The following is a 26,140-nucleotide window of genomic DNA, read 5'->3' on the forward strand; positions in this document are numbered from 1 at the left end:
TCCGCCATTGTCATGCCATCCCGGGTGTCCGCCGGGAGGCATTAACTAAATAAAAACGTATTACATCTTGCCCTGCAGTGCCAGGTAGATCTGACGACCGTTCTTGTAGAACGCGCCTGGCATGTCGGCATAGCCTGCCGTACGGATCTTCGAACGCACCATTGGATTGTTCAGGTCCTTGCCATCGAGCGTGATGGCCAGGTTTTCCGTCAGTTGGTAAGCGATCGATGCCGACAAGGTACCAATCGAACCTTGATAGGCAGCGCTGTTGCGGCTGGTCCCGTTCAAGAAGCCCGAGCGGTAGTTGTAGGTCAGGCGGGCGCTGAACTTGTCGTTTTCAAAGAAGGCGCCGATATTGTAAGCATTGCGCGAAGTACCGATCAACGTGCAATCCTGACGAATTTCATTGGCGCAAGGCGAACCGACAGCGTGACCCGTTTCCTTACCATCCGTGAAGGTGTAGTTGGTGTTCACACCAAAACCACCCGGCAGCGCTTGAACATACGCCAGTTCCAGACCCTTGACTTCAGCCGTCGTATTAACCGGCGTACCGATGACATACTCGGTATTCTTGTTTTGCAGCTGGTTAAAGTACACACCTTTGGTCGTGCCGTAGGTCACGTAGCCATCGAGTGCCGAGAAGAAGGCATTCGCCGACAACAGCGATTTTGGCGCAAAGTACCATTCCACGCCGATATCGGCATTGTTGGAACGGATAGGACGCAGGTTAGGATTGCCGACCACGCCGAACAGTTGCTGATCGCGCAAGTCCAGGCCCGCCATTTGACCCAGTTCCGGACGCGCCATCGTGCGGCTTGCACCGAAGCGCGCCACGACGTTTTTCGACACGTCCAGGCGGAAGTTTGCACTCGGCAGAATATCGGTGTAACCATTCTTATAGTTACGCACGGTATACACGCCAGCACCATCCATCTCGGAGCGGGTCACATCTTCAGTGGTATGCACGACGCGCACGCCGAAGTTACCGGAGAGTGCTTCGGCGCCAAAGTTCGCCATCACATAAGCCGATTGGGTCGGCTCCTTGATGTTGAATTCGTTCTGACGCAGGTGACCCGAGTAATTGGCATACTTGGACAGCCAGCCATTCACGGCATTTTGCGAGAAGGTCCAGAAACCGGCGCCATTCGTGCCCAGATCTTTGAAGCCGCTCGGGAACGCTGTCAGGCCACCGAATGGCAGGTTGGCAGGATTGCCCAGCGCGCCAGCATCCGTGTTGCCGGCAACGTTCGAATTGATGCCGATGGCTTCCAGCGTACGCTTGTGTTCCGCGACACGTGCACCGAACTGCAAGGACGAAATCGATGGCAGATCCAGTTTCAGCGTAGCATCAACCTGGCCATAAGTTTCCTTGTCGACGGCTTTCACGTGCGAGCCATAGGTATATGGGTCAGCTGTGCCGCGAATCGAAAACTGGTCCGCGCCAGGAATCGTGTAGGTAACCGGATTTTCCGAACCGTTCATCTGATAGCTGCCGCCGCGGAATGGCATCCAAACACCCAGCGCGCCACTGACGGTTTCGCCGACACCTTTGGTGGTGCCGAGTTTGCCGGTCAGCACCAGGCGCTCATTGACGCGGAATTTACCGTCGAGGTTGATGAAGTCGGATTTGCTTTTTGCTACGGGACGGCTGAACTCTTCCTGCACCGAACCGGACGTACCGGCGCAGGTCGGGCAATTGGCTGGCACGGTGGTGTTCAGATTGGTGATGACACCGCCGGCAATCGCGCCATTGATATTTGCCGAAGGAAAGCCAGGTGGCGATGCCCACGAGGTACCGAATGCACGACCCAGCGATTGCATGAAGTTATGGTTGATGTTCGGTGCATCCAGTTGCGAATGGAACAGCGTCAGGTCCAGCATGACATCGTTCGACGGTTTCAACTGAATGTCGATCAAGCCGCCATCGCGTGTACGCTTCTGCTCAAACCACGCGGTGCCGCCCAGGAAGTTGGCCATCGAACCAGCCGCGCCCGGGATGGCGCCAGCGATAGGCGTACCAGGCTCAACTTTGTCGTACCACACCTGGTTTTCTTGGCCGTAACGGGTAAGGGTGCGTTTTTGATGGAAACCCTGTACCAGCACACCCAGGGTATTGGTGTCGTTCTTCCAGGCGATCATGCCGCTCAACTGAGGGTCGGTTTTACCGGAATTCGACGAATACACGGCACCGGCGTTAACCTGGCCCGTAAACGACTTTTTGAAGTCCAGCGGTTTGCGCGTCTCGATGTTAACCACGCCTTCGGCGCCGCCTTCCAGCAAATCGGCTTGCGAACCTTTATGCACCGTCACGCGGCCGATCAGTTCCGATGGGAACAGCGAGAAGCTGACGCTGCGGCCACCGCCGATGATGTTGTCGGCGAACCAGTCGCCGCTGCCGACTGCGTGGCCGTTGAAGGTGGTCAGGGTCAGGCCGAACGGCGTGCCACGCAGGGCCACGCGATCATTCTCGCCAAAGCTGCCTTCGCCGCCGCCAGCCGCGGCAACGCTCACGCCTGGCAGGCGTTGCAGCGAGTCAGCGATGTTTTTGTCAGGCATCTTGCCCACGTCTTCAGCCGTGATCACTTCGACCAGGCTGTCAGAATTGCGTTTTTGATTCAAGGATTGTTGCAGCGATGCGCGGATACCGGTCACGACGACGGTCTGGCCTTCGTCAACATCAGCCGTCGCTGCCGGCTTGGCCTCTTTGGCCACGGCTTCCTGCGCATGCGCCGAGAAACTCGCGCCGGCCATCAACATAGCCACAGCAGCGGCGATAGGCGTCAAATTGCGTGCTGCAGAGCTAGCTGTCAAATTGCGTTTCATGTACTCCCCCTTGATTTAGGCTCCAGGATTGGAACCTTTTCATTTTTAACGTAGATCTTCTTTCCAGCCCGCCCACTCTCGCCGGCATGCTGCAGACCCTTCGGTACAACCACTTACAAAACCAATTCAACGCCAATATACTACTATCCAATACCAGAACACTACCAGTTGCAACTTTTTTTTTATAACGTTGTTTGAATCACACAGACCACTTTATCTAAATCAATCCGTAGCCCGTGTGGACGGACTAAATACGAGCGTAGCCAGGCATAAATTGCTGGCTTGATAATTGAAATTGGTTTTATAACGGCCTTTTTTGGTATTATCCAGCGACACAAAACAGATACAGAGCGCGTCTGCAACGCGCCGTAACGGAGACCCTCAGCGTATGACAACCCTGGCTCACATCATGCAAGGCCTGGGGCAGACGAGTAGCCTGCCCCTGTACCAGCAACTGCAGCGCGCGCTGCGCGAAGCGATCGACAAGCGCATCCTCGGCCCCGACGAAGCCCTGCCGGCCGAGCGCCAGCTGGCCAGCGACCTGGCCGTCTCGCGCATCACCGTGCGCAAGGCCATCGACGGCCTCGTCAACGAGGGCTTGCTGGTGCGGCGCCCTGGCTCGGGCAATTTCATCAATACGCGCATCGAGAAGAATTTCGCCAAGCTGACCTCGTTTTCGGAGGACATGCGGGCGCGCGGACGCACGCCGCGCAGCGTGTGGCTCAAGCGCGCGGAGGGTACCGTCACGCCGGAAGAAGCCTTGCGCCTGCGGCTGTCGCCGGGCGCTCCCGTGTACCGCTTCCACCGCATCCGCTATGCGGACGAGGTGCCGATGTGCCTGGAATACGCGACCATCGTCGCCAGCTGCCTGCCGGCGCTCGACGCCGTCGACGTATCGATGTACGACGCGCTGGAACAGGCGGGCAACCGCCCCGTGCGCGCCTTGCAGCGGCTGAGCGCGCTGTTGCTGACGGGCGAGCAGGCCAGCCTGCTGCAGGCGGAGGAAGGCGACGCGGGCTTGTCGGTGGAAAGGCTGGGCTTTTTGCGCGATGGCCGCGCCGTGGAATTTTGCCGCTCCTACTTCCGCGGCGATATGTATGACTTCGTGGCCGAATTAAGTACCAATTAATACCAATCGCCCCATTTCACGAATACCAGATAACACCACTTATTGCAGTGCAATATATATGCCGGCGCCGCGCCGATATATGCACCACCATGGTGAATTAATCGGCGGCGATTATGTGGCCTGCGTACGGAGAATATAAAAAGGGCTACATAATGCGGTTTTGCGCATTGCAGCAAAACCTGTCATTTCCCATCAGGCAGAAGGCACGGCGCGGCGCCCCGCGCACAGCAGGATCACGCCCAGCGCCACGCACAGCCAGCCGAACAGCGGCCCCAGCCAACCGGCCCAGGTTGCCACAGGCAGCGCCGCCGGCAACGGCGCCAGCAAGGTGCTGCCCGGCATGGCGCTGCTGGTCCGTTCCGCCAGCACCCGTCCATGCGCATCGCTGACCGTCAACATGCCCTCCCGCGCCGCGCGCAGCACGGCATAACCGTTTTCCACGCCGCGCACGACCGTCATGCGCGCCCCCATCCAGGCGTCAAACTGAAAATCCCAGGCCGGCACCAGCATCGCTTGCGCGCCAGCCGCGCCGTATGCCCGCCCCAGCGGCGCAAAATGCATGTCCTTGCAAATGGCCAGGCCCATGGCCTGCCCCACCACGGGCTGCACGGCATACGCGTTGCCAGCAAGAAACTCGCGCTCGGGCGGCGCCAGATGATGTTTTTGATAGCTGACCGGCGCGGCGCCATCGGGAGCAAACAGCCAGGCTAGGTTGCGCCGGCCGGCGGCGTCCTGCACGCCGATGCCGAGAACGATCCACACGCCTGTGCCGCGCGCCAGCGCCTGGAAACGCTGCCGCACGGCATCCGCCTGCGCAGGCGCCAGCACGGCGATCTTTTCCGGCAACAGCACCAGCCGGGCGCCCTGCCCGGCAAGCTGCACCACGTGGCGCGCGTACTGGTCCCAGATGGCTTGCGCGCGCGCCGGCGGCGTGGCCGGGCCGATGAAGTCGTCGATGGCCGCCAACCCCGCCAGCGGCCCGCCTGGCGCCGGCGCCGGCGCACCTTGCACGCGCCAGGCGCCAGCGGCGAACGCTGCCGCCAGCAGCAACACGGCGGCACCCGCCGCCGGCGCATACGCGCGGCCGCCCGCCAGCAACAAGGCCAGCGCCGAGGGCAGCAGGCACAACAAAAACAGCAGGCCAGGCACGCCCGCCAGGGCTGCCACCTGCAGCACGGCAAGGTTATCGGTTTGCGAATACGCAAGGCTGCCCCAGTTACCATCGAGCAAGAAAGCAGCCATCAGGGTATCGATGGCCACCCACAGCAAGGGATACGCCAGCACCGTCCAGCCGGAGCGGTAGCGCAGCACGAGGCGCCGCGTGGCCAGCACCACCAGCAGCCACAGCAAGGCCTTGGCGACGGTCACGGCCAGCACGGCCGGCAAGGGCATCAGCAAGCGGAAATAGCTGAAGTTCGATGACAAGCCCAGCAAGGCGGCCAGGAAGGTCATCCAGGCGGCATCGCGGCGCGAAGAACGCAGGGCCAGCCACAGCACGGGCAGCGGCGCCAGCCAGGCCAGCGGGCCCAGCGGCTGCGGTCCCAGCACCCAGTACAAGGGCAGGCCCGCCGCCAGCGCGGCGGCGATTTGCAACAGGCGCTGGCGCAGCGCGGTGCCGCCGGCAGCCGGCGCAGACAAGGTATTGAGCATGCTCATGCTTTCAAGGGAAGCCAGATTTCCACGCCGCCGATGCCGCTGGCGGGATCGAATTGCCGGTCGTAGCGTTCAAAATCGGGCGCGTCGGCCACCTCCAGCCCGGACTGCGGCAACCACTCGTTCCACACGGTATGCCAGGTGGCGCGGATGGTGGAAATGTGGCCGCGGTGGTGAAACACGGCGTAGCGCCGCGGGGCGATGCGCAGCCGCATCCAGCCCTCGGGCGCCCGGGAAAAGTCGCTGACCGGCATGGCGCACAGGTAATCGAAATTGCCCGCGTCATCATTGTTGCAGCACACGCCATACACGAGCTGGCCGGGCGCCACATGGGGCAGGAAACGCTGCCACAAGGCGGGGATGCCGGCAGATGTTTCCGCGCGATAACGTTCGACGAGGCCCGCCAGCAGCATGGCGGGGCCCTGCTCGAAACGGGGCGGCGCCAAAGGCACGCCAGGCGCCACATCCATCTTGATCGCTTCCACCAGCGCGAGGTTGGCGACGTGGCGCTGGGCCCGCACCTTTTCCGGCGTAACGTGGAACTGTTCGCGGAAAGCCCGCGTAAAGGCTTCATGGGAGCTGTAACCGGCCTGCAGCGCGACGTCAAGGATGTCTTGCGCGCCCTGGGCCAGCGCGCGGGCCGCCTCGCTGAGCCGGCGCGCCCGCACATAGCGCATCACGGAGTGGCCCGTGGCCAGGCCAAACGCGCGCGTCAAATGACACGGCGAAGCGCCGCCCACGTGGGCGATATCGCCGAGCGAGAGATCGTCCGCGTAATGCGATTCGATATACCAGAGTGCCTTGGCCAGATAGTGCATGAACGCTTCCCGTTGAACGAGCAGCGACTGTAGCATTTTCAGCAAGCCGTGGCTTGACCGGAATTGCGCAATAACCGGCTAGCGCTTCCTATTTTCGCGTGCGCTTTTCGTGAACCAGCTGGCCGCTGCTGATGCGGGCCAGCTCGGCCATTTCCTGGGCCAGGAAGGCCAGCAGGTCGTCGATGCTGACGACGCCGGACAGCGCGCCGAGGCTATTGACCACGGGCAAGCGGCGGATGCCGTTGACGCGCATGCGTTCGATGATGTCGTAGACGTCTTCGTCTTCGCTGGCCGTCAGCAGTTGCGCGCTCATGATGTCGCCCACCAGCAGGCTGGCGGGGTCGAGGCCCAGGGCGATGACGGAAATGACGATGTCGCGGTCGGTGAGGATGCCGATGGGGACGCGCTCGCCGTTCGGCTGCTCGGCCACGATCAGGTCGCCCACGTGATGCTGGCGCATCAGCAGCGCCGCGTCTTGCACGCTGGTGTCACGCTGGCAATGGATGGTGTGCAGGGTGCAGATGTCGCCGATACGCATGTCGCCACTCCGTTTGAGGCAGAGTGTCTACGCTACGCCAGCCCGCCGTGGCGGGTTTGCGGCAAATCAATTGAAACGGTCTTACGTTTCTTCGGGGGGCGGCAGGAAGCAGGCTTCGACGATTTGCAGGTCATTATCCTTGGCAAATTCGCGCACGAAGTGAAACGCCATCGGCTCGATCTCGCGCAGCTTGGTGTTGACCACCACCGACTTGACGCCGTTGACGACAGTCGGGCGCACGTAGGGCGAATACTGGAGGTGCGCGTTGCGCCCGCCGCCTTCGGGATTGAAACAGGACATCACTCCGCAAAGGCGCTCGGCCCAATCGCTGGGTCGGAATTGCTTGCCATTGCTGGTGAGACCAAGGATGAAGAACTCGTCTGAGAGTTCCCCTGTTTTTTGAGATAACTCGGCCATGTGGCTTGTCGGGACTGGATTGCGTGAATGGCCCCGGCGGGTAAGCCGGGCTGGTAATTCAACTACGTTTGCTGCGGTAAGCCAGTATTATATCTTATAGAAGACTTGGGTTCTACCTCGATCTGCCCTGACGATGCAAACAGGGGCCGGCACGCCTTGCGCGCCAGCCCCTATTTTAACCTTGTTCCGCGCGCAAGGCGCATGGATGGCGCGTGTGCGCCCGCGTCAGCCGAGGAAAACGGCGCCCGACATCAACAGCAGCAGCAGCATCCACAGCAGCAAGGCGCGCCAGACCAGGCCGACCGTGCTCTGCAAGGCGCGCGCGCCCGGTTCTTCGCCGGGCAGGATATCGCTTTCGCTGTCGCTGTCATCGACGGCCATGTCGGGGGTTACCAGCACGCGGGCCGCCGTTTCCGCTGGCGTGCCCAGGCGCACGCCCATGGCGCCGCCGCCGGCCGTCAGGATGATGCCGATGGCCTCGTCCTGCCAGCGCTGGGCGAAATTGCGCCAGGCATAGATGGCATCCTCGAAATTGCCGACCACGGCAAACGCCACGGCCGTCAGGCGCACGGGGATCCAGTCGATCCAGTAAAAGGCGCGCGCGGCGAACTGGCCGAACGCTTCATTGCGCATGTGCTCGGGCTCGTTCCAGGCGCGCGCCAGGTATTCGGCCACGCGGTACATCACGGCGCAGGCAGGGCCCAGCGGCATCAGGAACCAGAAGAACACGCCAAAGACATTGCGGTGCGTGGTGATCAGGGCTTTTTCCACGGCGATACGGGCAATTTCGCTCGCTTCCATGCCCACCGTGTCGAGTTTGGTCCACTCGGCCAGCAAGGTGCGCGCGGACGCCTCGTCGCCGGCGCTCAGGGCCAGCTGGATCGACGTGAAGTAATGGCTGTAATGGCGAAAGCCCAGGGTCAGGTAGACGATGAGGACATTCCAGACGAAGGCCAGGGGAGTCAGCTTGTAATACAGCAAGAGCCAGTACACGCCTGCCGTCGGCACCATCAGCGCGCCGATCATGAGGAACCAGCCCGTGCGGCCATGGTTGGCGTGGCCGGCATTGAACCAGGTCTCCATGCGCATTGCCAGGCTCTTGATTTCGGCGTAGATGGGATTATCCGCGCGCAAAGGTTTGAGCTGCTCGATCAGCAATGCGCAAAGTATGGAGAGAAATGTCATCAATGGTCCTTTTTGTCTTTTTCAGCAATACCGCAATGCCCGCTACGATAGCGCAGTGCCGTGCTGGAATCAAACTTATTACGTGCGCGGCGCCATTTTACGCGCGCAAGAGGTGAAACAGATTGCGCAGCATGCCGGCCGTGGCGCCCCAGATATAGAAGCGCTCGTACGGCATGGCGTAGAACGAGCGCCGTCCGCCGGGCAATTCCACCGACAGGCGCTGATGGTTGAGGCCATCCATGAGGAAGGCCAGCGGCACTTCGAAGATTTCCGCCACTTCGGACGGGTCGGCGCGCAGCTCGAACGGCGGCGTCACCAGGCCCACCACGGGCGTGACCTGGTAGCCGGTGCCCGTCAGGTAATCGGGCAGGCAACCGAGCACTTCGATATGCTGGCGCGACAAGCCCACCTCTTCTTCCGTTTCGCGCAGGGCCGTGGCGATGGCCGAGCCATCGAACGGTTCGCTGCGCCCGCCGGGGAAGCTGACCTGGCCCGCATGGCTGCTCAGGTGATCCGTGCGCATGGTCAGCAAGATGGTCAAGCCCTGCGGACGTTGCACGAGAGGAATGAGCACGGCGGCGCGCACGGGCACGGCGCGGGCGGACAGGAAATCCTGGGTGATCTCGGGCTGCCAGTCCGGCGGTTCGGCAAGGCGCTGGCGCAGCCAGTCCGGCGTCAGGCGCACGGCGTCCAGCGCCGCCTCACCGGCGATCGAATCGATGGCTAGTTGTTTTGGATCAAATGCGATGGCGGCCATGGCAGCTTGTCCCATTAGCAATTCAGAATAAAAAAAGGGGCACCAATACGGTACCCCTTTTCCCAACGCAGACGCTGATATTACGCGCTTGCTTTCGCCACAACGCGGCGATTTGGCAATTTTTCTTTGATACGCGCCGATTTACCCGAACGCTCACGCAGATAGTACAGCTTGGCGCGGCGAACATCACCACGGCGTTTCACTTCGATCGAAGCGATCAGCGGCGAGTACAGTTGGAACGTACGCTCAACGCCTTCGCCGGACGAGATCTTACGAACGATGAAGTTCGAGTTCAGGCCACGGTTACGACGGGAGATAACGACGCCTTCGTAAGCCTGGGCGCGCTTGCGCGTGCCTTCGACTACGTTGACGCTGACGATAACGGTATCGCCTGGTGCGAAGTCAGGAATCGATTTACCCAGACGGGCGATCTCTTCTTGCTCTAATTGTTGAATCAAGTCCATTTTTAACACTCCGAAAACCATCATGCCGGCGCACTGTGGATAGCAAGTATCCGCCCGGTAGAGGATGGGTAACACAATATGGGCAACATGCCCGGCACTACAAAGCCACCCTGCCGGCCGTCCGGAGACGGCTTACAGGCTGGCCAGGAATTTTTCGTCCGTCTTGCTGAGCAAGCCGGCGGCACGTGCACTGACCAGCAGGTCAGGCCGCTTCGCCGCGGTCGCTTCCAGCATGCGCTGGCGGCGCCACTTGACGATCTCGGCATGATTGCCACCCATTAAGACGGGCGGCACGGCCATGCCTTCATATGTTTCCGGCCGCGTGTAGTGCGGCGAATCGAGCAAGCCATTGACGAAGCTGTCCTCGATGGCCGATGCCTCCGTGTTCAAGACACCGGGCAACAAACGGATTACCGCGTCCATCAGCGCCATGGCGGGCAATTCACCGCCCGACAGGACAAAATCGCCCATGCTGATCTCTTCGTCGACGCAACGGTCCAGCAAACGCTGGTCCACGGCTTCATAGCGGCCGCACAGGATCACCAAACCAGGTTCGGCTTTCAGCTGCGTGACGCGCTCGTGCGTCAGCGGACGGCCTTGCGGCGACATGAACACCACGCGGGGCGCCGCCAGGCCGAGATCGGTCTGGCGTTGCTTTGCGGCATTAATTGTCGCTTCGAGGGGACGCGCCATCATCACCATGCCGGGGCCGCCGCCATACGGGCGGTCATCCACGGTACGGTGATTGTCGGTCGTGAAATCACGGGGATTCCACAGCGACAAGCCACATTTCCCCTGCTCGAAGGCGCGCCGGGTCACACCCGACTGCGTCAGCGCGGCAAACATTTCCGGGAACAGGGTCACGACATCAAATTGCATCGCTCGCCATCCTGAAAACATTGCTCGGCGCAAAATTATGCGCAGGCGGTTTAATAATCGAGGCCCCAGTCGACCGTGATCTTGCCGGCAGCCTTGTCAACGTTAATGACAAACTGGCCAACAAACGGGATCAGGCGCTCAGGCGCCTTTTCAACGGTCTCATCGGCAGTGGCGACGGGCGTGACGCGCAAGATCGACTGCGGACCATTGCTCATCATGTCGTGCACGGTGCCGAGGCACTCGCCTTGCAAATTCTCGACTGTCAGTCCGATCAGATCGGACCAATAAAATTCATCGGCCGTCAGCGTCGGGAAATGGCTACGCGGAATTTGCACAGAGACGCCTTTCAGCGCTTCTGCGGCATCCCGCCCGACCACACCCACCAGCTGGGCCACGACGTCGCCGCCGTGTAACTTCGCTTGCCTGACTTGAACATCATGCAAGGTCGGTTTATCAAACCACCAGGTTTTGACGCTTAATAATGCATCCGCGTCGTCGGAGAAAGGAGTGATCCTGACCCCGCCAGCAATGCCATAAGCACCGGAGACATAGCCTACCTGTACCAGGTCATCGGGGACTTTCACCCCGGATGCAGTCTTGACCGTCAAACCAGTGATCTAATTAAGCTGCTGCTTTGTTGTTGCTGGCTACCAGGCGAGCAACGGTTGGCGACAATTGTGCGCCAACGCCTTGCCAGTAGGCCAGACGGTCTGCGGTGATACGCAGTGGAACTTCGCCACCTTGCGCCATCGGGTTGTAAAAACCGATACGCTCAATGAAGCGACCATCGCGGCGATTGCGCGAATCAGTAGCGACGATGTTGAAGAACGGGCGCTTCTTGGCGCCTCCACGAGCTAAACGAATAACGACCATAATATTTCCAAAAAGTGTGCTGAGGCGGAAAAAGCCGCAAATTATAGCGCGCTTTACCGCCAGGCAGCAAGCGTTATGATGACGGGCGTGTAATTTGGGCTAATCAAACATTATGACCAGACATCGCCGAAGACGCAATAGGCGCGTGCGTCTATCGTGCCGGCCATGGCTTGGAATCAGACGAAATCATTCCATAAACGCCACAGGAAAGTGCTATCGTTGCACGAGACAATGACCGATACTGGCAATCTTTACCGATGAGCAACTCTGGAGTCCCATGAACACCGCTACCATTTTGCAACAGTCGCACAAGAACAAGGCCTTCACCACCTTGCTGGCCTTCCTGCTGGGCGCCCTGGGCGCGCACCGCTTCTACCTGCACGGCGCCAAAGACCGCTGGGGCTGGCTGCACCTGGCCGCCCTGCCCGCCAGCGCGCTGCTGCACCAGCTATTTCCCGAGGCGGACTGGTTTTACCAGATATTTCCGCTGACCCTGTCCGCCCTGGGCGGCTTCCTGGAAGCGCTGGTGCTGGGCTTGATGCCGGACGACAAGTGGGACGCCCGCTACAACGCCGCATCAAGCCGCCAGTCGGACACGGGCTGGCCCCTGGCCGTGGTGCTGGTCGCTACCTTGATGCTAGGCGCGGGCGTGCTGATCGCCACCATGGCGCGCCTGTTCGACTTGCTGTACACGGGCGGCGCCTACGGTTAATTTCCGTATGGAAATGGCATCATTTGCCGCGCCCCGCGCGCACATGTAAGTGTTGGTAAGCAATCATGATTTTCCTCTATACTGCATTCACAATGCCGACATTACTGGCTCATTCAACACCCTAGGAGAAGATCATGATTCGTCGCCCACTCATCCTCGCAGTCGCCGTTACGGCCCTGTTCAGCACTTCCGCCTTCGCGCAAAACCTGTCGCCGAAGGCGCAATACGCCTACGATACAAAGCAAGCGAACACGCGCTATGCGGACGACAAGAAATTGTGTGCCGAAGAAACCAGCTCGAAAGCCCGCATGCAATGCCTGCGCGACGCCAAGGGCGAATACGACCAGGCCATCATCAACGCCAAGGCCGCGCAAAAAGCGGGCAATTCCTACGCCAGCCAGCCTTCCAAGCAGCCGCAGCACCAGATCTGCGCCGAGTGCGGCAAGGTGCTGGCAGTCAACGTCACTGAAAAAGCCGGTGAAGGCGGCGCCCTGGGCATGATCGGCGGCGGCGTGGCCGGCGCCCTGCTGGGCCGCCAGGTGGGCGGCGGACGCGGCAAGGATCTGGCCACCCTGGCCGGCGCCGCCGGCGGCGCGTATGCCGGCAAGCAAGTCGAAGGCCACATGAAGAACGCCAAGACCTGGACCGTCACCGTGCAATACGAAACGGGCGCCAAGGCTGACTTCGCGTTTGATCAGGACCCTGGCCTGGCCGCTGGCGATCTGGTGCGCAATTCCGGCAACGGCATCGCCAGAAGGTAAGCTTTTGAAAGAGTAAAAAAAGCGCTGGAGAGTGATCTCCAGCGCTTTTTTACATTCAGCCAGCTTGCGCTGGCCAAGTTTCAACTTAAAACTGCTCTTCCGACAGCGCCATCACGCCGGCGCTGCCATCGATGATGGTGGCGCGCAAGCCGGGGGCCTGCGACAGGATGTGGTCGGCAAAGAAGCGGGCCGTGGCGATCTTCGCCTTGTAGAACGAAGCGTCGCCGCTGCCTTCTCCCAGCTTTTGCTGCGCCGCCACGGCCGCACGGGCCATTTGCCAGCCGCCCAGCACGATGCCGGCCAGTTTCAGATACGGCACGCTGCCCGCGAAGACGGCCTTGATGTCCGTCTTCATATTCGCCACCACATATTCCACGACCGCTTCGAGCGCGGCGCTGCCTTCGGCCAGATGGCGCTGCATGGCCTGGAAGTCGGCGCCGGTCAGTTCGCCCAGCTGGGCTTCCGTGGCGCGCACCTGGGCAATGATAGCCTTGGCTACGGCCCCGCCGTCGCGCACCGTCTTGCGGCCCACGAGGTCGTTCGCCTGGATGGCCGTCGTGCCTTCGTAAATCGTCAGAATCTTGGCGTCACGGTAATGCTGGGCCGCGCCTGTTTCCTCAATGAAACCCATGCCGCCATGCACCTGCACGCCGTCGCGCGTGACGTCCTGCGACATTTCCGTGGCCCAGCCCTTGATCACGGGCACCAGGTATTCATAGGTCGCCAGGCTTTCCGCGCGCACCTCGGCGTCCGGATGGTGGTGCGCCACGTCGCTGATGGCCGCGCCCACGTAGGCCAGCGCGCGCGCCGCCTCCGTCTGCGAGCGCATCGACATCAGCATGCGGCGCACGTCCGGGTGGTGGATGATGGAGACCGGGCCGGCGGAACCGGCCAGGTCGCGCGACTGCACGCGGTCCTTGGCGAAGGCCACGGCCTGCTGATAGGCGCGCTCGGCCAGGCCGATGCCTTGCAAGCCCACGCCGAAGCGGGCCGCGTTCATCATGATGAACATGTATTCGAGGCCGCGGTTTTCCTCGCCCACCAGGGTGCCGATGGCGCCGCCGTGGTCGCCGAACTGCAATACGGCCGTCGGGCTGGCCTTGATGCCCAGTTTATGTTCGATGGAAACGCAGTGCGCGTCGTTGCGCGCGCCGAGGCTGCCATCCGCATTGACGAGGAATTTCGGCACGATGAACAGCGAAATGCCTTTCACGCCGGCAGGCGCGTCCGGCGTGCGGGCCAGCACCAGGTGGACGATGTTTTCCGCCATGTCGTGCTCGCCGTACGTGATGAAAATCTTCGTGCCGAAGACTTTATAGGTGCCGTCCTCCTGCGGCACGGCGCGCGTGCGCACGGCGGCCAGGTCGGAGCCCGCTTGCGGCTCCGTCAGATTCATGGTGCCCGTCCACTTGCCGGAGACCAGGTTTTCCAGATACGTGGCCTTCTGTTCGTCGCTGCCGGCCGTCAGCAGCGCTTCGATGGCGCCGTCCGACAGCAGGGCGACCAGGGCGAACGAGATGCTGGCCGAGTTGAGCATTTCGATGCACGGCGTGGCCAGCAGCTTGGGCAAGCCCTGGCCGCCGAACTCGGTCGGATGCTGCACGCCCTGCCAGCCCGCTTCGCCATACGCCTTGAACGCTTCCTTGAAGCCTTTCGACGTGGTGACTTGCCCGTCGTGCCAGAAGCTGGGTTCCTTGTCGCTGGGGCCGTTCAGCGGGGCCACCACGCCGCCGCAGAACTTGGCGTTCTCTTCCAGCACGGCTTCGGCCGTGTCGGGCGTCGCGTCTTCACAGCCAGGTAAAGTATGGATTTCGGCCAGGCCGGCCAGTTCGTTCATGACGAACAACATGTCTTTCAGCGGGGCTTGATAGCTCATCTATTTCTCCAAGAAAAAAGCCACGCGCGGCTCGCCGTGTGGGGCGGGCCGGCGTGGCTTTGTCAATAACAAAACCTGAATGGGTAAGACTTAGCCCAGTTCTTTGACCAGTTGCGGCACGATCTCGAACAGATCGCCCACGATGCCGTAGTCGGCCACGGCAAAGATCGGCGCTTCCGGATCCTTGTTGATGGCGACGATGGTCTTCGAGTCTTTCATGCCGGCCAGATGCTGGATCGCGCCCGAGATGCCGACGGCGATGTACAGCGATGGGGCGACGATCTTGCCCGTCTGGCCCACTTGCCAGTCGTTCGGCACGAAGCCGGCGTCGACGGCGGCGCGCGAAGCACCCATGGCGGCGCCCAGCTTGTCGGCCAGCGGCTCCAGGATGTGGAAGTTCTCGGCCGAACCCATGCCACGGCCGCCCGACACGATGATTTTCGCGGCGGTCAGCTCAGGACGGTCGGACTTGGCCAGTTCGCGGCCCACGAAAGTGGACTTGCCATTGTCGGCAACGGCGGCAACGGTTTCCGTGGCAGCCGAACCGCCGGTGGCGGCAGCGGCGTCGAAACCGGTGGTGCGCACGGTGATGACCTTGACCTTGTCGCCGGATTGCACGGTGGCAATGGCGTTACCGGCGTAGATCGGGCGCTCGAAGGTGTCTGGGGAATCGACCTTGGTGATTTCCGAGATTTGCGCTACGTCAAGCTTGGCGGCCACGCGCGGCAGGATGTTCTTGCCGTAGGCGGTGGCTGGCGCCAGGATGTGGCTGTAGTTGCCGGCGATGGCCAGCACTTGCTCGGCCACGTTTTCGGCCAGGCCGTCGGCAAAGTATGGCGCGTCGGCGACGATGACTTTCGTCACGCCGGCGATTTGCGCGGCGGCAGCGGCGGCAGCCGATGCGTTCGAGCCTGCGACCAGTACGTGCACGTCGCCGCCGCACTGGGCAGCCGCGGTCACGGTGTGGTGGGTGCTGCCCTTTAAGGTAGCGTTGTCGTGTTCAGCAATAACTAATGCGACCATGATATGTCCTGTAATTGTTCTGGAGTGACGGCAAAGCCGCTTAGATGACTTTGGCTTCGGTACGCAGCTTGGCGACCAGGGTGGCGACGTCCGGGACCTTGATGCCGGCCGAGCGCTTGGCTGGCTCGACGACTTTCAGGGTCTTCAGGCGTGGCGCAACGTCGACGCCCAGGTCTTCCGGCTTGACGGTCTCGAGCGGCTTTTTCTTGGCCTTCATGATGTTCGGCAAGGTCACATAGCGTGGCTCGTTCAAACGCAAATCGGTGGTGATGATTGCTGGCAAGGTCAATGCCAGGGTTTCCAGGCCGCCGTCGACTTCGCGCGTGACGGTGACTTTGCCGTCTTCCAGCACGACTTTCGAAGCGAACGTGGCTTGCGGCCAACCCAGCAGGGCAGCCAGCATCTGGCCGGTCTGGTTGCTGTCGTCATCGATCGCCTGCTTGCCCAGGATGATCAGTTGCGGCTGTTCTTTCTCGGCCAGGGACTTGACCAGCTTGGCGACGGCCAGCGGTTCCAGTTCGGTCGTCGTTTCCACCAGGATGCCGCGGTCGGCGCCGATGGCCATGGCCGTGCGCAGGGTTTCCTGGCACTGCGTCACGCCGCAGGAGATGGCGACCACTTCGGTGACCTTGCCGGCTTCTTTCAGGCGCATCGCTTCTTCCAGCGCGATCTCATCGAAAGGGTTCATCGACATTTTGACGTTGGCGGTATCGACGCCAGTGCCGTCACTCTTGACGCGGACTTTGACGTTATAGTCGACCACGCGTTTGACGGGTACCAAGACTTTCATAGCTATGCCTTTGGGAAATTATAAAAATGACGGATCAAGTGCTGATTGTGCGTTCGATTATAAGAGAAATTTGAATCCTGAACCGAATTTAAGCACGATCGTGCGATTTTTTGTTAGAGCAATCCATCTAAACTGTCCAGCTTCGAGGATTTCAGGGGAGTCGGCCGCTACGCTGCAGGGCAGCAAAAAGGCGCAAAAATGGCACGGCTGGGTATCGACCAGGCCGCGCCACGGCGGCCCCGGCTGGCAGAATTATTTGCGTTGCATCAGGAAGACGAATTCGGTGCCCGTCTGCACGTGCGACAGCAGGGCATTGCCCGTTTGCTTGGCGAAAGCCTGGAAGTCGCGCACGGAACCGGGATCGGTTGCCATGATGCGCAGCACTTCCCCGCTCTGCAGCTCCGACAAAGCCTTTTTCGCCTTCAGAATCGGCAACGGGCAATTCAAGCCCCGCGCGTCGAGTTCTTTGTGAAATTCCATAATCTCGGTATCAAGTAGTGTGTCGCTCATCATCAATATCCCACCATTGTTTTGTTGTACTGATTTTCGACATACTACTCTAAATCAGGGGCATTGACGCGCTGCACCAAAATAGTTCATCGGCTGTTGTGGTGTCACAACGAGATTCCACACGGCAAAACGGCCCGCAAACAATGTCTGCGGGCCGTTTTCACGGGGCTGTGGGATGAAAACCCCGCATGCCCTCTAGCTTACGCCTTATTTGGCGCGTTCGCCGACCCAGGCCGGCACGCCGGCCAAGGCGTTCGCCAGGCCGCTCGGATCGGTGCCGCCCGCCTGCGCCATATCGGGGCGTCCGCCGCCTTTTCCGCCCACTTGCTGTGCAACGAAGTTCACCAGCTCGCCCGCCTTGACCTTGCCAGTCGCGTCGGCCGTGACGCCGGCGATCAGGCTGACCTTGCCGTCGGCCACGCTGGCCAGCACGATGGCGGCCGTCTTCAGCTTGTCCTTCAGCTTGTCCATGGTTTCGCGCAGACGGGCCACGTCGGCGCCATCGAGCACGGCGGCCAGCACCTTGATGCCATTGACATCGACGGCTTGCGTGACCAGCTCATCGCCCTGGCCCGACGCCAGTTTCGATTTCAGCGCGGCCAGTTCCTTCTCCAGCGCCTTCACGTGGTCTTGCACCTGGCCAATGCGGGCCGTCAGCTCTTCCGGCTGCGCCTTCAGGGCGTTGGCCGCTTCGACCAGGCGGCGGTTGATGGTTTGCACCAGCGCCAGCGCGCCCTCGCCCGTCACCGCTTCCACGCGGCGGATGCCGGCGGCCACGCCGCTTTCGCCGATGATCTTGAACAAGCCGATGTCGCCCGTGCGCTGCACGTGGACGCCGCCGCACAGCTCTTTCGAGCTGCCGATGTCGAGCACGCGCACTTCGTCGCCGTATTTCTCGCCGAACAGGGCCATGGCGCCATGCTTGACGGCATCGTCAAACGACATCAAATGGGCTTGCGTGGCGCGGTTTTCCAGGATTTCCTTGTTGACAATCGTTTCCACGGCAGCGATCTGCTCGGCCGTCATCGGCGCATTGTGGCTGAAGTCGAAACGGGTCTTGTCCGGGTCGACCAGCGAACCCTTTTGCGCCACGTGGCTGCCCAGCACTTCGCGCAAGGCCTTGTGCATCAGGTGCGTGGCCGAGTGGTTGCGGATGGTGCGCGCGCGCTTGGCCGTGTCGACTTCGGCCGAGACGGCGTCGCCCACCTTCAGCACGCCCGATTCCAGCACGCCGTGGTGGCCGAACACGTCGGCCTGGATTTTCAGGGTGTCGCTGACGGCAAAGCTGCCCGCGCCCGAGGCGATCACGCCCTGGTCGCCCACCTGGCCGCCCGATTCCGCGTAGAACGGCGTCGTGTCGAGCACGACGATGCCCGCCTCACCGGCCTTGAGTTCCTGCACGGGCGTGCCGGCCGCGTACAGCGCGACAACCTTGCTGCTGAACGTCAACTGGTCGTAGCCGACGAATTTGTTTTTCTCGCCCGTGTACTCGACCTTGCTGTCCTTGTGCGTCTTGCCGCCCTTGCGCGACAGTTCCTGGCTTTCCTTCAGGGCCGCATCGTAGCCCACCTGGTCGAACGTGATGTCGCGTTCGCGGCAGATGTCGGCCGTCAGGTCCGGCGGGAAGCCGTAGGTTTCGTACAATGTAAAAGCGGTGGCGCCGTCGATGCCCGTGGCATCCTTGGCCAGCTGCGCTTCCAGCACTTTCATGCCCGTTTCCAGCGTTTCGCCGAAACGTTCTTCCTCGGCTTTCAGCATGTTGGCGACGTTTTCCTTCGCTTCTTCCAGCTCCGGATAGGCGCCGCCCATCTCGATGGCCAGATCGGCCACCAGCTTGTAGAAGAACGGTTTCGTCTGGCCCAGCTTGTGGCCATGGCGCAGGGCGCGGCGGATGATGCGGCGCAACACGTACGCGCGGCCTTCGCTGCCCGGAATGATGCCGTCGACAATCATGAAGGCGGCGGAGCGGATGTGGTCGGCGATCACGCGCAGCGACTTGTTTTCCAGGTCCGTGGCGCCCGTTTCGCGCGCAGCGGCGCGGATCAGGTGCTGGAACAGATCGATTTCATAGTTCGAATGCACGTGCTGCAGCACGGCGGCCAGGCGCTCCATGCCCATGCCCGTGTCGACGCATGGCTTCGGCAGCTTGTGCATGACGCCCGCTTCGTCGCGGTTGAACTGCATGAACACCAGGTTCCAGATTTCAATGAAACGGTCGCCGTCTTCGTCAGGCGAGCCCGGCGGGCCGCCAGGAATGTCGGCGCCGTGGTCGTAGAAGATTTCCGTGCACGGACCGCATGGGCCCGTATCCGCCATCTGCCAGAAATTGTCGGAGGCGTAGCGCGAGCCCTTATTGTCGCCGATGCGGATGATGCGCTCGACGGGCACGCCGATTTCTTTCGCCCAGATGTCGTACGCTTCGTCATCTTCGATGTACACGGTGACGGTCAGCTTGTCGGCCGGCAAGCCGTACACCTTGGTCAGCAGTTCCCACGCAAAGTGAATCGCGTCGCGCTTGAAATAGTCGCCGAAGCTGAAGTTGCCCAGCATTTCAAAGAAGGTATGGTGGCGCGCCGTGTAGCCGACGTTTTCCAGGTCGTTGTGCTTGCCGCCGGCGCGCACGCAGCGCTGCACCGAGGTGGCGCGCGTGTACGGACGGCTGTCCATGCCCGTAAACACGTCCTTGAATTGCACCATGCCGCTGTTCGTCAACAGCAAGGTCGGATCGTTGCCTGGCACCAGGGAGCTGGAACGGACGATGGAATGGCCCTTGGATTCGAAAAATTTGAGGAACTTGTCGCGGATTTCAGATGATTTCATGTTTTTTTGGCAAAAAGTGGCGGCAGCTTTAAAGGGAAGATTATACGTGATATGGGGTGCGGCATTGACGGCTAGCCAGGGCATTGTTGCGCCCGTACCAACATCGACAGCCTGCCGGCTCAGGCCGGGTCGTGGCCGCTGGCGCAGGCGTGCGCAGTGGTCACGGCGGCGGGCACTGCGGCGCCGGCAGCGGCATTGCAGTCGGCGCAGCGGCCGTACAGGGTCAGCTCGTGGCGCTCGACGACAAAGCCTTGCGGCGCCATGCGCTTCAAGTCGCCCGGGCAATCATGCACGTCGAATACGCGCTGGCACGTGGTGCACTGGAAATGGTGATGGTGGTGATTGGCGGCCGTGTTCGACTCATAGCGCGGGTTTTCGCCCGGCAAGGTCACCACGTGCACCTTTTCTTCCAGCACCAGCGATTTCAAGTTGCGGTAAACGGTGGCGATGCCCAGCTGCGTCACCTGCAAGCTGGCCTGTTCGAGGATTTCCTGCGCCGACAAGGGGCGCTGGGCCGACTCGATGGCGGCTTGAATAGCGGTTTTTTGACGTGTTGTGCGTTCCATAGCCGACAGAATACACCATCCGCCTGTATCCACTGCCCGGAAAAACTGTCACACAGTAATGATAATGGGTTATCATTATCAACTTGGGGCAGGCCATTACCTTGCGCGCGCTGCCCAAACCCTGCCAATAACGATAGCCGATAAGGAACTCTTACCCATGTCCATCCGTCCTCACCAACCGACTCCCCTCGCGCTGGCCATCATGCTGGCCTTTGCCGCTCCCGCCAGCGCCCTGGCGCAACAGGCAGCCACCTTGCCCGCCGTCACCGTCTCGGCCAGCGCCCTGGCCCTGGGCAGCGACGACATGAGCACGCCCGTGACCGTGCTGGAAGGCGAGGCACTGGTGCTGGCAAGGTCAGCGACCCTGGGCGAAACCCTGGCCGGCCAGCCCGGCATCACGTCCAGCCATTTCGGCGCCGGCGCCAGCCGTCCCATCATCCGCGGCATGGATGGTCCGCGCGTGAAAGTGCTGTCCGATGGCGCCGAAGTGCAGGATGCCTCGACCATCAGCCCAGACCATGCCGTCGCGGCCGAACCGATGCTGTCGGAACAGATTGAAGTCTTGCGCGGCCCGTCCGCGCTGGCCTACGGCGGCGGCGCCGTCGGCGGCGTGGTCAACGTGATCGACAAGAAAATCCCCACGCGCGTGCCGGCCAAGGGTTTTGAAGGCAGCGCGGAAGTGCGCGCCAACTCAAACGCGCGCGAAAAGGCGGGCGCCTTTGAAGTGACTGGCGGCTCCGGCAACATCGCCTTCCACGCGGAAGGCGTCAAGCGCGATGCGAAGGAATACAAGGTCGGCAGCGGCTGGGAAGGCGGCTCCAGGGTGGCAGGCAGCTACAACAAGACGGACACGGGCAGCGTGGGCGTGTCATGGGTGGGTCAGCGGGGCTTCCTGGGCCTGGCTTTCACCAGCCAGCATGCGGAATACGGCTTGCCTGGCCACAACCACGAATTCGAGAGCTGCCACCCGCACGGCACGCATCTGCATTGCGGCGGCCACGAGGGCCACGGCCATGGCGACGAAGAAGAACATGAGCACGAGCATGAACACGAAAGCGTGCCCTACGTGAAACTGAAGAGCGAACGCTGGGACGTGCGCGGCGAATTGCGCGATCCCGTGCCCGGCTTCGCCAAGCTGCGCCTGCGCGCTTCATTCACTGATTACAAGCACGATGAAATCGAAGGCACGGAAATCGCCACCACGTTCAAGAACAAGGGTCACGATGCGCGCCTGGAGATGGAACACCATCCCGTCTTCGGCTGGCGCGGCGTGGTCGGCCTGCAAACGTCGAAGCGCGATTTCTCCGCCCTGGGCGAGGAAGCCTACGTGGCGCCGACGGTCACGAAGAAGCACGCGGCCTTCCTGGTGGAAGAATACAAGCTGGACCAATGGCGCTTCGAAGCGGGCTTGCGCCACGAATGGCAAGACATCGCGGTCGACAGCGCCACCTTGCAAGACCGCAGCGCCAAGGGTACGTCGGTCTCGCTGGGCGCCGTGTGGAAATTCGCTCCCCAGTACTCGCTCGGTTCGACCATTTCCCGCACCCACCGCCTGCCCAGCGCCGAGGAACTGTATGCGCACGGCGTGCACATGGCCACGGCCACATATGAACTGGGCAATCAAAACCTGGGCAAGGAAACGTCGAACAATATCGACTTGACCTTGCGCAAATATGCGGGCGCCACGACCTTCTCGGCCAGTGCCTACCGCAACAAGGTCGACAACTACATCTTCGGCTCCACCTTGGACAACCACGAAGGCTTCCAGCTGATCCAGTACGCCCAGCGCGACGCCACGTTTACGGGCGTGGAAGGGCAAGTGCGCCAGCAATTGAACCCCATGTTCGGCGCCAGCGTGTTCGGCGACTATGTGCGGGCCAAGCTGGCCGACGGTGGCGCAGCTAACAATAGCAACCTGCCGCGCATCCCGGCCCAGCGTTTTGGCGTGAAGGTCGACGCCAACTGGCAGGCATGGAGCGGCGTGGCCGAGTTCTACCGCGTGGGCAAGCAAGACAAGGTGGCCGCGTTTGAGACGGCAACCCCGGGCTACAACATGCTGAACCTGTCCGCCAACTACGACACGCGCATCGGCACGACGCCGGCCCAGTTCTACATCAAGGCGAACAACCTGACGAATGAACTGGCGTACAGCCACACCTCGTTCATCAAGAACGCGGCGCCTTTGATGGGGCGCAATGTCACCGTCGGCATGCGCGTGACTTTCTAGTAACGTCAGGCGCTGTTGAGCTGAGAACTTATCAGCTTGCCTTGATTAGATCGATCCGATCCGTGCAAAAACCGTCCACGCCCCAGGCCAGCAGTTCGCTGGCCCGTTCGGGCGTGTTGACGGTGTAGCAGAACAGCCCGTATCCCGCCTCCTTGACCTTTCGCGCCAGTTCCGGCGTCAGTTGCTGGTGGTCGCAATGAATCGCCACCACGTCCAGCTGCTTCGCCGTGCGCACCCAGTCATCCGGTATCTGTTCGACCAGCCAGCCGCGCGCCAGTTCCGGCGCCGCCTGGCGCGCCGCCTGCAGCGCGTCGATGCTGAACGACGAGAGCAAGGGCAATAATTCTCCAGCAGCAATTTCTTTTGCGAAATAATCGCGCGTGGCCCGCGCCACCGCCTCGCCCGTGGCTACGTCGAAGCCGGGTGCCGGCTTGATTTCGATGTTCATCCAGATGCGCTGCGCCTTGCAATAGTCCACCACGGCCTCGAACGTGGGCACGCCCTCGCCCGCGAATTGCGGGCCGAACCAGGCGCCCGCCTCCATGGCGCCCAGCTGCGCGGCCGTGTAATCGCTGATATGCCCGCTGCCGGCCACGGTGCGCCCCAGCTCCGGGTCGTGCACGACGACGGGCACGCCGTCGGACGCCAGCATGACGTCGAATTCCACGGCGCGGTAGCCGTAGGCGAGGCCGCAGCGCAGGGCGGCCAGGGTGTTTTCAGGCGCCAGGGTGCCGCCGCCGCGGTGCGCCAGGGTGCGTGGGTAGGGCCACATGGTGTTCCTTTATCATGATGAGGTTTTCAATGAGGACGTCTTGCCATCATCGCGTGCAAGCGCCACCATGTAAAGGACGCGATCGGGCGATTGGCGCCGTCTCCACCCGCTTTCGTCGCAACGGCGTTGCGCCCGCATGCAGAGCCGCCCATAATTGCCGCATTGCCAACCCGAACGCCCACCCGAAAGCGGTCCCGCATGCACACTACCGACACCGCCCCCCGCAAGACGGGCTTTCCCTACCGGCGCCTGCTGGGCGATGCACGTTATGCGCTGCTGCTCAATGTCCTGTGCGCCCTCTTCATCACCTTCGTGCTGAGCGGCGGACAAAGCTTCTGGCTCAACCTGCTTGCATCCATGTGCATAGGCGGCATCGCCTTCCTGCTCATCGACGGCATCCGCCTGGCCTGGTGGGGCGAGGGACGCCGCCCCCCAAGACTGCCCTTCACTGCCCTCATCATCGTCAGCGCCACCGTGGCACAGGTAGGCGGCACCATGCTGTTCGGCTGGCTGGCCAATATCGACGTTCCCGCGCCCGTCTCCATGTCGTCACGCAATGTCGGCATGACGGTGTTCACCTTGGCGGTGGCGGGAGCGGCCATCCTGTTCTTTGGCAGCCGCGAAAAAATCGCCCGCCTGCAAATGGAAGCGGCCCAGGAAAAAGCCCGCGCCGAATCCGTGGCGCGCCAGGCCATGCAGGCGCAGTTGCAGCTGCTGCAGGCGCAGATCGAACCGCACATGCTGTTCAACACCCTGGCCAACCTGCAGGGCCTGATCAGCTTTGATCCTGACCGCGCCCAACTGCTGCTCGATCAATTGATCCAGTATCTGCGCGCCACCCTGTCTTCCTCGCGCGCCGAGTCCACCACCCTGGAGCAGGAGTTTTCCCTGATGCAAGCCTATCTGGGCCTGATGTCCATCCGCATGGGTGCGCGCCTGAGTTACGCGCTGGACTTGCCCGAGGCCTTGCGCCAGATCAAGGTGCCGCCCATGCTGCTGCAGCCGCTGGTGGAAAACGCCATCCAGCACGGCCTGGAACCGAAGATCGAAGGCGGCCACATCCACGTGCGGGCGTCCACGGACGCTGGCGTGCTGACTCTTACCGTCAGCGACGATGGCCTGGGCCTCGACCATCCGGGCCAGAGCAAGGGCACGCACCTGGGCGTGGCGAACATCCGCGAACGCCTGCGCGGCATGCATGGCGATGCCGCCAGCCTGGTGCTGGCCGCCAACACGCCGGCAGGCGTCGTCGCCCGCCTGCAATTTCCCATTCACCCCACCACCGCGAGTCCCACGCCATGAGCAACCCCATCCCGCGCGCCCTGATCGCCGAAGACGAACCGATACTCGCCGCCGCCCTCGCGCACGCCTTGCGCCGGCTATGGCCGGAACTCGACATCGTCGCCACCTGCGCCAACGGCGTGGAAGCCCTGCAGCAAGGCCTGGCGCTGCAGCCCGACATACTATTTCTCGACATCAAGATGCCGGGCAAGACGGGCCTGGAAGCGGCCGAGGAGCTGGCCGAACAGTGGCCCGACGGCGTGCCGTTCCCCCATATCGTGTTCGTCACCGCCTACGATGAGTTTGCACTGGCCGCCTTCGAGCATGCGGCTGCCGATTACGTCTTAAAACCCGTCAACGATGCGCGCCTGGGCAAGACGGTGGAACGCCTGCAGCAGCGCCTGCGCGACAGCGCTGGCGCCAGCGGGACAGCAACGCCAGCGGCAGCCACGGCGGCGCCGGTGACGGCGAACGGAACAGCGTCCGCCAGCGACGGCAACCTGGCCCGCCTGCTGGCCCAGTTGCAAGCCATGGTGCCGCCCGCCCCGCGCCTGCAGATGATACGGGCGGCCGTCGGCAACAGCGTGCGCATGATCGCCCTGGCCGACATCGTGTATTTCGAGGCGCTGGACAAATACATCAACGTCGTGTGCCAGGACAGCGAAGCGCTGATACGCACGAGCCTGAAGGAATTGCTGCCCCAGCTGGATCCGCAACAGTTCTGGCAAATCCACCGGGGCACCATCGTCAACGCCAGCGCCATCGCCACGGCCGTGCGCGACGAGGCGGGCAAGCTGTCGCTGACCCTGCGCCAGCATCCGGCGCAACTGCGCGTCAGCCCCTTATATGCCCATCTGTTCCGGCAGATGTAGCTAATGCAACTGGTGTTTTAAGTCGGACAGTTCATCGTGCACCTTGAGCACGGCGCTCTTCATTTCCGGCGTCACGCTGGACGCCGTGCCGCACGCCCGCTTGGCGCGGTCGCCCAGCGATTCCATCTGGTCGACGGCCTGGCGGATGCGCGCATCGTCGTGCGTGTCGATGGCTTGCCGCACGGCGCTCTTTTGCTGGTCCAGCTGGTTGATGCAATCCTTCAAGTCCATCGGCATGCCCTGCTGCTTGCCGCACAACTGGGCCGCCTGGCCGATTGCGTGTTCGATGGCGCCAAAGCGCCGTGCCACTTCCTTTGCCTGCATCATGATGTGTCCTCCCATGGTATTGGGAGTTGGATCGCCAGGCTGGCGCAGGGTTCCCCACCACGCGCCA

At 62.0% G+C, this 26,140-nt stretch carries 25 protein-coding genes; 6 read left to right on the top strand and 19 right to left on the bottom strand.

Annotated features, from left to right (window positions below):
* Window positions 1-60 precede the first annotated feature (60 nt).
* Window positions 61-2,823, bottom strand: coding sequence for a TonB-dependent receptor (locus tag IGS61_RS05015; RefSeq protein WP_230538603.1), 2,763 nt, complete (start codon window positions 2,821-2,823; stop codon window positions 61-63).
* A gap of 388 nt (window positions 2,824-3,211) precedes the next feature.
* Here IGS61_RS05015 and IGS61_RS05020 point away from each other — a divergent pair, with 388 nt between their 5' ends.
* Window positions 3,212-3,952, top strand: coding sequence for a GntR family transcriptional regulator (locus tag IGS61_RS05020; RefSeq protein WP_034759852.1), 741 nt, complete (start codon window positions 3,212-3,214; stop codon window positions 3,950-3,952).
* A 192-nt stretch (window positions 3,953-4,144) separates the two neighbouring features.
* Here the strand turns inward: IGS61_RS05020 and IGS61_RS05025 are convergent, their stop codons facing one another.
* From IGS61_RS05025 to rpsP, 10 genes are all read right to left on the bottom strand, one after another.
* Complete coding sequence (locus IGS61_RS05025) at window positions 4,145-5,608, bottom strand: carbon-nitrogen hydrolase family protein (protein WP_230538604.1); 1,464 nt, start codon at window positions 5,606-5,608, stop codon at window positions 4,145-4,147.
* Window positions 5,605-6,423 (bottom strand): AraC family transcriptional regulator, encoded by an 819-nt coding sequence (locus tag IGS61_RS05030; RefSeq protein ID WP_230538605.1) that lies wholly within the window; start codon window positions 6,421-6,423, stop codon window positions 5,605-5,607. The genes IGS61_RS05025 and IGS61_RS05030 overlap by 4 nt, the downstream gene beginning before the upstream one ends.
* A gap of 88 nt (window positions 6,424-6,511) precedes the next feature.
* Window positions 6,512-6,961: a CBS domain-containing protein gene (locus IGS61_RS05035; RefSeq protein ID WP_070221849.1), complete on the bottom strand. Its 450-nt coding sequence runs from the start codon at window positions 6,959-6,961 to the stop codon at window positions 6,512-6,514.
* Between the two features lie 81 nt (window positions 6,962-7,042).
* Window positions 7,043-7,378 (bottom strand): DUF3579 domain-containing protein, encoded by a 336-nt coding sequence (locus IGS61_RS05040; protein ID WP_230538606.1) that lies wholly within the window; start codon window positions 7,376-7,378, stop codon window positions 7,043-7,045.
* A 225-nt stretch (window positions 7,379-7,603) separates the two neighbouring features.
* Window positions 7,604-8,563 carry a CobD/CbiB family protein gene (locus IGS61_RS05045; protein ID WP_230538607.1) on the bottom strand — a complete coding sequence of 320 codons (960 nt, stop codon included), beginning with the start codon at window positions 8,561-8,563 and terminating at the stop codon, window positions 7,604-7,606.
* Between the two features lie 97 nt (window positions 8,564-8,660).
* Complete coding sequence (locus IGS61_RS05050) at window positions 8,661-9,320, bottom strand: CoA pyrophosphatase (protein WP_230538608.1); 660 nt, start codon at window positions 9,318-9,320, stop codon at window positions 8,661-8,663.
* 80 nt (window positions 9,321-9,400) lie between these two features.
* A complete protein-coding gene (gene rplS / locus IGS61_RS05055; RefSeq protein WP_035825414.1) occupies window positions 9,401-9,784 on the bottom strand; it encodes a 50S ribosomal protein L19 in 384 nt (127 codons plus the stop codon).
* Between the two features lie 132 nt (window positions 9,785-9,916).
* Window positions 9,917-10,663 carry a tRNA (guanosine(37)-N1)-methyltransferase TrmD gene (trmD, locus tag IGS61_RS05060; RefSeq protein WP_230538609.1) on the bottom strand — a complete coding sequence of 249 codons (747 nt, stop codon included), beginning with the start codon at window positions 10,661-10,663 and terminating at the stop codon, window positions 9,917-9,919.
* A 50-nt stretch (window positions 10,664-10,713) separates the two neighbouring features.
* The gene (gene rimM, locus IGS61_RS05065; protein ID WP_230538610.1) at window positions 10,714-11,271 is read right to left on the bottom strand and encodes a ribosome maturation factor RimM; all 558 of its coding nucleotides are present in this window, start codon (window positions 11,269-11,271) and stop codon (window positions 10,714-10,716) included.
* A 13-nt stretch (window positions 11,272-11,284) separates the two neighbouring features.
* Window positions 11,285-11,536, bottom strand: coding sequence for a 30S ribosomal protein S16 (gene rpsP, locus IGS61_RS05070; RefSeq protein WP_010395524.1), 252 nt, complete (start codon window positions 11,534-11,536; stop codon window positions 11,285-11,287).
* 277 nt (window positions 11,537-11,813) lie between these two features.
* Here rpsP and IGS61_RS05075 point away from each other — a divergent pair, with 277 nt between their 5' ends.
* The gene (locus IGS61_RS05075) at window positions 11,814-12,248 is read left to right on the top strand and encodes an NINE protein (RefSeq protein WP_230538611.1); all 435 of its coding nucleotides are present in this window, start codon (window positions 11,814-11,816) and stop codon (window positions 12,246-12,248) included.
* A gap of 134 nt (window positions 12,249-12,382) precedes the next feature.
* Window positions 12,383-13,009, top strand: a complete 627-nt coding sequence (locus IGS61_RS05080) for a glycine zipper 2TM domain-containing protein (RefSeq protein ID WP_230538612.1) — start codon at window positions 12,383-12,385, stop codon at window positions 13,007-13,009.
* A gap of 85 nt (window positions 13,010-13,094) precedes the next feature.
* Here IGS61_RS05080 and IGS61_RS05085 read toward each other — a convergent pair whose 3' ends face one another.
* From IGS61_RS05085 to IGS61_RS05110, 6 genes are all read right to left on the bottom strand, one after another.
* The gene (locus IGS61_RS05085) at window positions 13,095-14,885 is read right to left on the bottom strand and encodes an acyl-CoA dehydrogenase (RefSeq protein ID WP_230538613.1); all 1,791 of its coding nucleotides are present in this window, start codon (window positions 14,883-14,885) and stop codon (window positions 13,095-13,097) included.
* Window positions 14,886-14,975: 90 nt separating this feature from the next.
* Complete coding sequence (locus IGS61_RS05090) at window positions 14,976-15,908, bottom strand: electron transfer flavoprotein subunit alpha/FixB family protein (RefSeq protein WP_230538614.1); 933 nt, start codon at window positions 15,906-15,908, stop codon at window positions 14,976-14,978.
* A 40-nt stretch (window positions 15,909-15,948) separates the two neighbouring features.
* A complete protein-coding gene (locus IGS61_RS05095) occupies window positions 15,949-16,698 on the bottom strand; it encodes an electron transfer flavoprotein subunit beta/FixA family protein (RefSeq protein WP_034759884.1) in 750 nt (249 codons plus the stop codon).
* A 252-nt stretch (window positions 16,699-16,950) separates the two neighbouring features.
* Window positions 16,951-17,178 carry a sulfurtransferase TusA family protein gene (locus IGS61_RS05100; RefSeq protein ID WP_010395510.1) on the bottom strand — a complete coding sequence of 76 codons (228 nt, stop codon included), beginning with the start codon at window positions 17,176-17,178 and terminating at the stop codon, window positions 16,951-16,953.
* 237 nt (window positions 17,179-17,415) lie between these two features.
* Complete coding sequence (alaS, locus tag IGS61_RS05105; protein ID WP_230538615.1) at window positions 17,416-20,028, bottom strand: alanine--tRNA ligase; 2,613 nt, start codon at window positions 20,026-20,028, stop codon at window positions 17,416-17,418.
* Window positions 20,029-20,147: 119 nt separating this feature from the next.
* Entirely contained in the window at window positions 20,148-20,594 is a 447-nt protein-coding gene (locus IGS61_RS05110) for a Fur family transcriptional regulator (protein ID WP_230538616.1), read from the bottom strand.
* A gap of 157 nt (window positions 20,595-20,751) precedes the next feature.
* Here IGS61_RS05110 and IGS61_RS05115 point away from each other — a divergent pair, with 157 nt between their 5' ends.
* Complete coding sequence (locus IGS61_RS05115) at window positions 20,752-22,821, top strand: TonB-dependent receptor domain-containing protein (protein ID WP_230538617.1); 2,070 nt, start codon at window positions 20,752-20,754, stop codon at window positions 22,819-22,821.
* A gap of 31 nt (window positions 22,822-22,852) precedes the next feature.
* On the opposite strand, the gene ugpQ is transcribed toward IGS61_RS05115, so the two are convergent.
* On the bottom strand, window positions 22,853-23,593 hold the full coding sequence (ugpQ, locus tag IGS61_RS05120; RefSeq protein WP_230538618.1) for a glycerophosphodiester phosphodiesterase: 741 nt from the start codon (window positions 23,591-23,593) through the stop codon (window positions 22,853-22,855).
* A 198-nt stretch (window positions 23,594-23,791) separates the two neighbouring features.
* On the opposite strand from ugpQ, the gene IGS61_RS05125 reads away from it, so the two are divergent.
* Both IGS61_RS05125 and IGS61_RS05130 read left to right on the top strand, forming a co-directional pair.
* On the top strand, window positions 23,792-24,895 hold the full coding sequence (locus tag IGS61_RS05125) for a sensor histidine kinase (RefSeq protein ID WP_230538619.1): 1,104 nt from the start codon (window positions 23,792-23,794) through the stop codon (window positions 24,893-24,895).
* The gene (locus tag IGS61_RS05130; RefSeq protein WP_230538620.1) at window positions 24,892-25,746 is read left to right on the top strand and encodes a LytR/AlgR family response regulator transcription factor; all 855 of its coding nucleotides are present in this window, start codon (window positions 24,892-24,894) and stop codon (window positions 25,744-25,746) included. The genes IGS61_RS05125 and IGS61_RS05130 overlap by 4 nt, the downstream gene beginning before the upstream one ends.
* Here IGS61_RS05130 and IGS61_RS05135 read toward each other — a convergent pair whose 3' ends face one another.
* Entirely contained in the window at window positions 25,747-26,073 is a 327-nt protein-coding gene (locus tag IGS61_RS05135) for a hypothetical protein (protein WP_230538621.1), read from the bottom strand.
* Window positions 26,074-26,140: the final 67 nt, after the last annotated feature.

This window comes from Janthinobacterium sp. FW305-129 (assembly GCF_020858115.1).
Lineage (GTDB): Bacteria > Pseudomonadota > Gammaproteobacteria > Burkholderiales > Burkholderiaceae_D > Janthinobacterium.

What these genes read in the sequence shown, in the direction of transcription:
- IGS61_RS05015 (WP_230538603.1), bottom strand. Translation starts at nt 2,823, where the DNA reads ATGAAACGCAATTTGACAGCTAGCTCTGCAGCACGCAATTTGACGCCT.
- IGS61_RS05020 (WP_034759852.1), top strand. Translation starts at nt 3,212, where the DNA reads ATGACAACCCTGGCTCACATCATGCAAGGCCTGGGGCAGACGAGTAGC.
- IGS61_RS05025 (WP_230538604.1), bottom strand. Translation starts at nt 5,608, where the DNA reads ATGAGCATGCTCAATACCTTGTCTGCGCCGGCTGCCGGCGGCACCGCG.
- IGS61_RS05030 (WP_230538605.1), bottom strand. Translation starts at nt 6,423, where the DNA reads ATGCACTATCTGGCCAAGGCACTCTGGTATATCGAATCGCATTACGCG.
- IGS61_RS05035 (WP_070221849.1), bottom strand. Translation starts at nt 6,961, where the DNA reads ATGCGTATCGGCGACATCTGCACCCTGCACACCATCCATTGCCAGCGT.
- IGS61_RS05040 (WP_230538606.1), bottom strand. Translation starts at nt 7,378, where the DNA reads ATGGCCGAGTTATCTCAAAAAACAGGGGAACTCTCAGACGAGTTCTTC.
- IGS61_RS05045 (WP_230538607.1), bottom strand. Translation starts at nt 8,563, where the DNA reads ATGACATTTCTCTCCATACTTTGCGCATTGCTGATCGAGCAGCTCAAA.
- IGS61_RS05050 (WP_230538608.1), bottom strand. Translation starts at nt 9,320, where the DNA reads ATGGCCGCCATCGCATTTGATCCAAAACAACTAGCCATCGATTCGATC.
- rplS (WP_035825414.1), bottom strand. Translation starts at nt 9,784, where the DNA reads ATGGACTTGATTCAACAATTAGAGCAAGAAGAGATCGCCCGTCTGGGT.
- trmD (WP_230538609.1), bottom strand. Translation starts at nt 10,663, where the DNA reads ATGCAATTTGATGTCGTGACCCTGTTCCCGGAAATGTTTGCCGCGCTG.
- rpsP (WP_010395524.1), bottom strand. Translation starts at nt 11,536, where the DNA reads ATGGTCGTTATTCGTTTAGCTCGTGGAGGCGCCAAGAAGCGCCCGTTC.
- IGS61_RS05075 (WP_230538611.1), top strand. Translation starts at nt 11,814, where the DNA reads ATGAACACCGCTACCATTTTGCAACAGTCGCACAAGAACAAGGCCTTC.
- IGS61_RS05080 (WP_230538612.1), top strand. Translation starts at nt 12,383, where the DNA reads ATGATTCGTCGCCCACTCATCCTCGCAGTCGCCGTTACGGCCCTGTTC.
- IGS61_RS05085 (WP_230538613.1), bottom strand. Translation starts at nt 14,885, where the DNA reads ATGAGCTATCAAGCCCCGCTGAAAGACATGTTGTTCGTCATGAACGAA.
- IGS61_RS05090 (WP_230538614.1), bottom strand. Translation starts at nt 15,908, where the DNA reads ATGGTCGCATTAGTTATTGCTGAACACGACAACGCTACCTTAAAGGGC.
- IGS61_RS05095 (WP_034759884.1), bottom strand. Translation starts at nt 16,698, where the DNA reads ATGAAAGTCTTGGTACCCGTCAAACGCGTGGTCGACTATAACGTCAAA.
- IGS61_RS05100 (WP_010395510.1), bottom strand. Translation starts at nt 17,178, where the DNA reads ATGGAATTTCACAAAGAACTCGACGCGCGGGGCTTGAATTGCCCGTTG.
- alaS (WP_230538615.1), bottom strand. Translation starts at nt 20,028, where the DNA reads ATGAAATCATCTGAAATCCGCGACAAGTTCCTCAAATTTTTCGAATCC.
- IGS61_RS05110 (WP_230538616.1), bottom strand. Translation starts at nt 20,594, where the DNA reads ATGGAACGCACAACACGTCAAAAAACCGCTATTCAAGCCGCCATCGAG.
- IGS61_RS05115 (WP_230538617.1), top strand. Translation starts at nt 20,752, where the DNA reads ATGTCCATCCGTCCTCACCAACCGACTCCCCTCGCGCTGGCCATCATG.
- ugpQ (WP_230538618.1), bottom strand. Translation starts at nt 23,593, where the DNA reads ATGTGGCCCTACCCACGCACCCTGGCGCACCGCGGCGGCGGCACCCTG.
- IGS61_RS05125 (WP_230538619.1), top strand. Translation starts at nt 23,792, where the DNA reads ATGCACACTACCGACACCGCCCCCCGCAAGACGGGCTTTCCCTACCGG.
- IGS61_RS05130 (WP_230538620.1), top strand. Translation starts at nt 24,892, where the DNA reads ATGAGCAACCCCATCCCGCGCGCCCTGATCGCCGAAGACGAACCGATA.
- IGS61_RS05135 (WP_230538621.1), bottom strand. Translation starts at nt 26,073, where the DNA reads ATGATGCAGGCAAAGGAAGTGGCACGGCGCTTTGGCGCCATCGAACAC.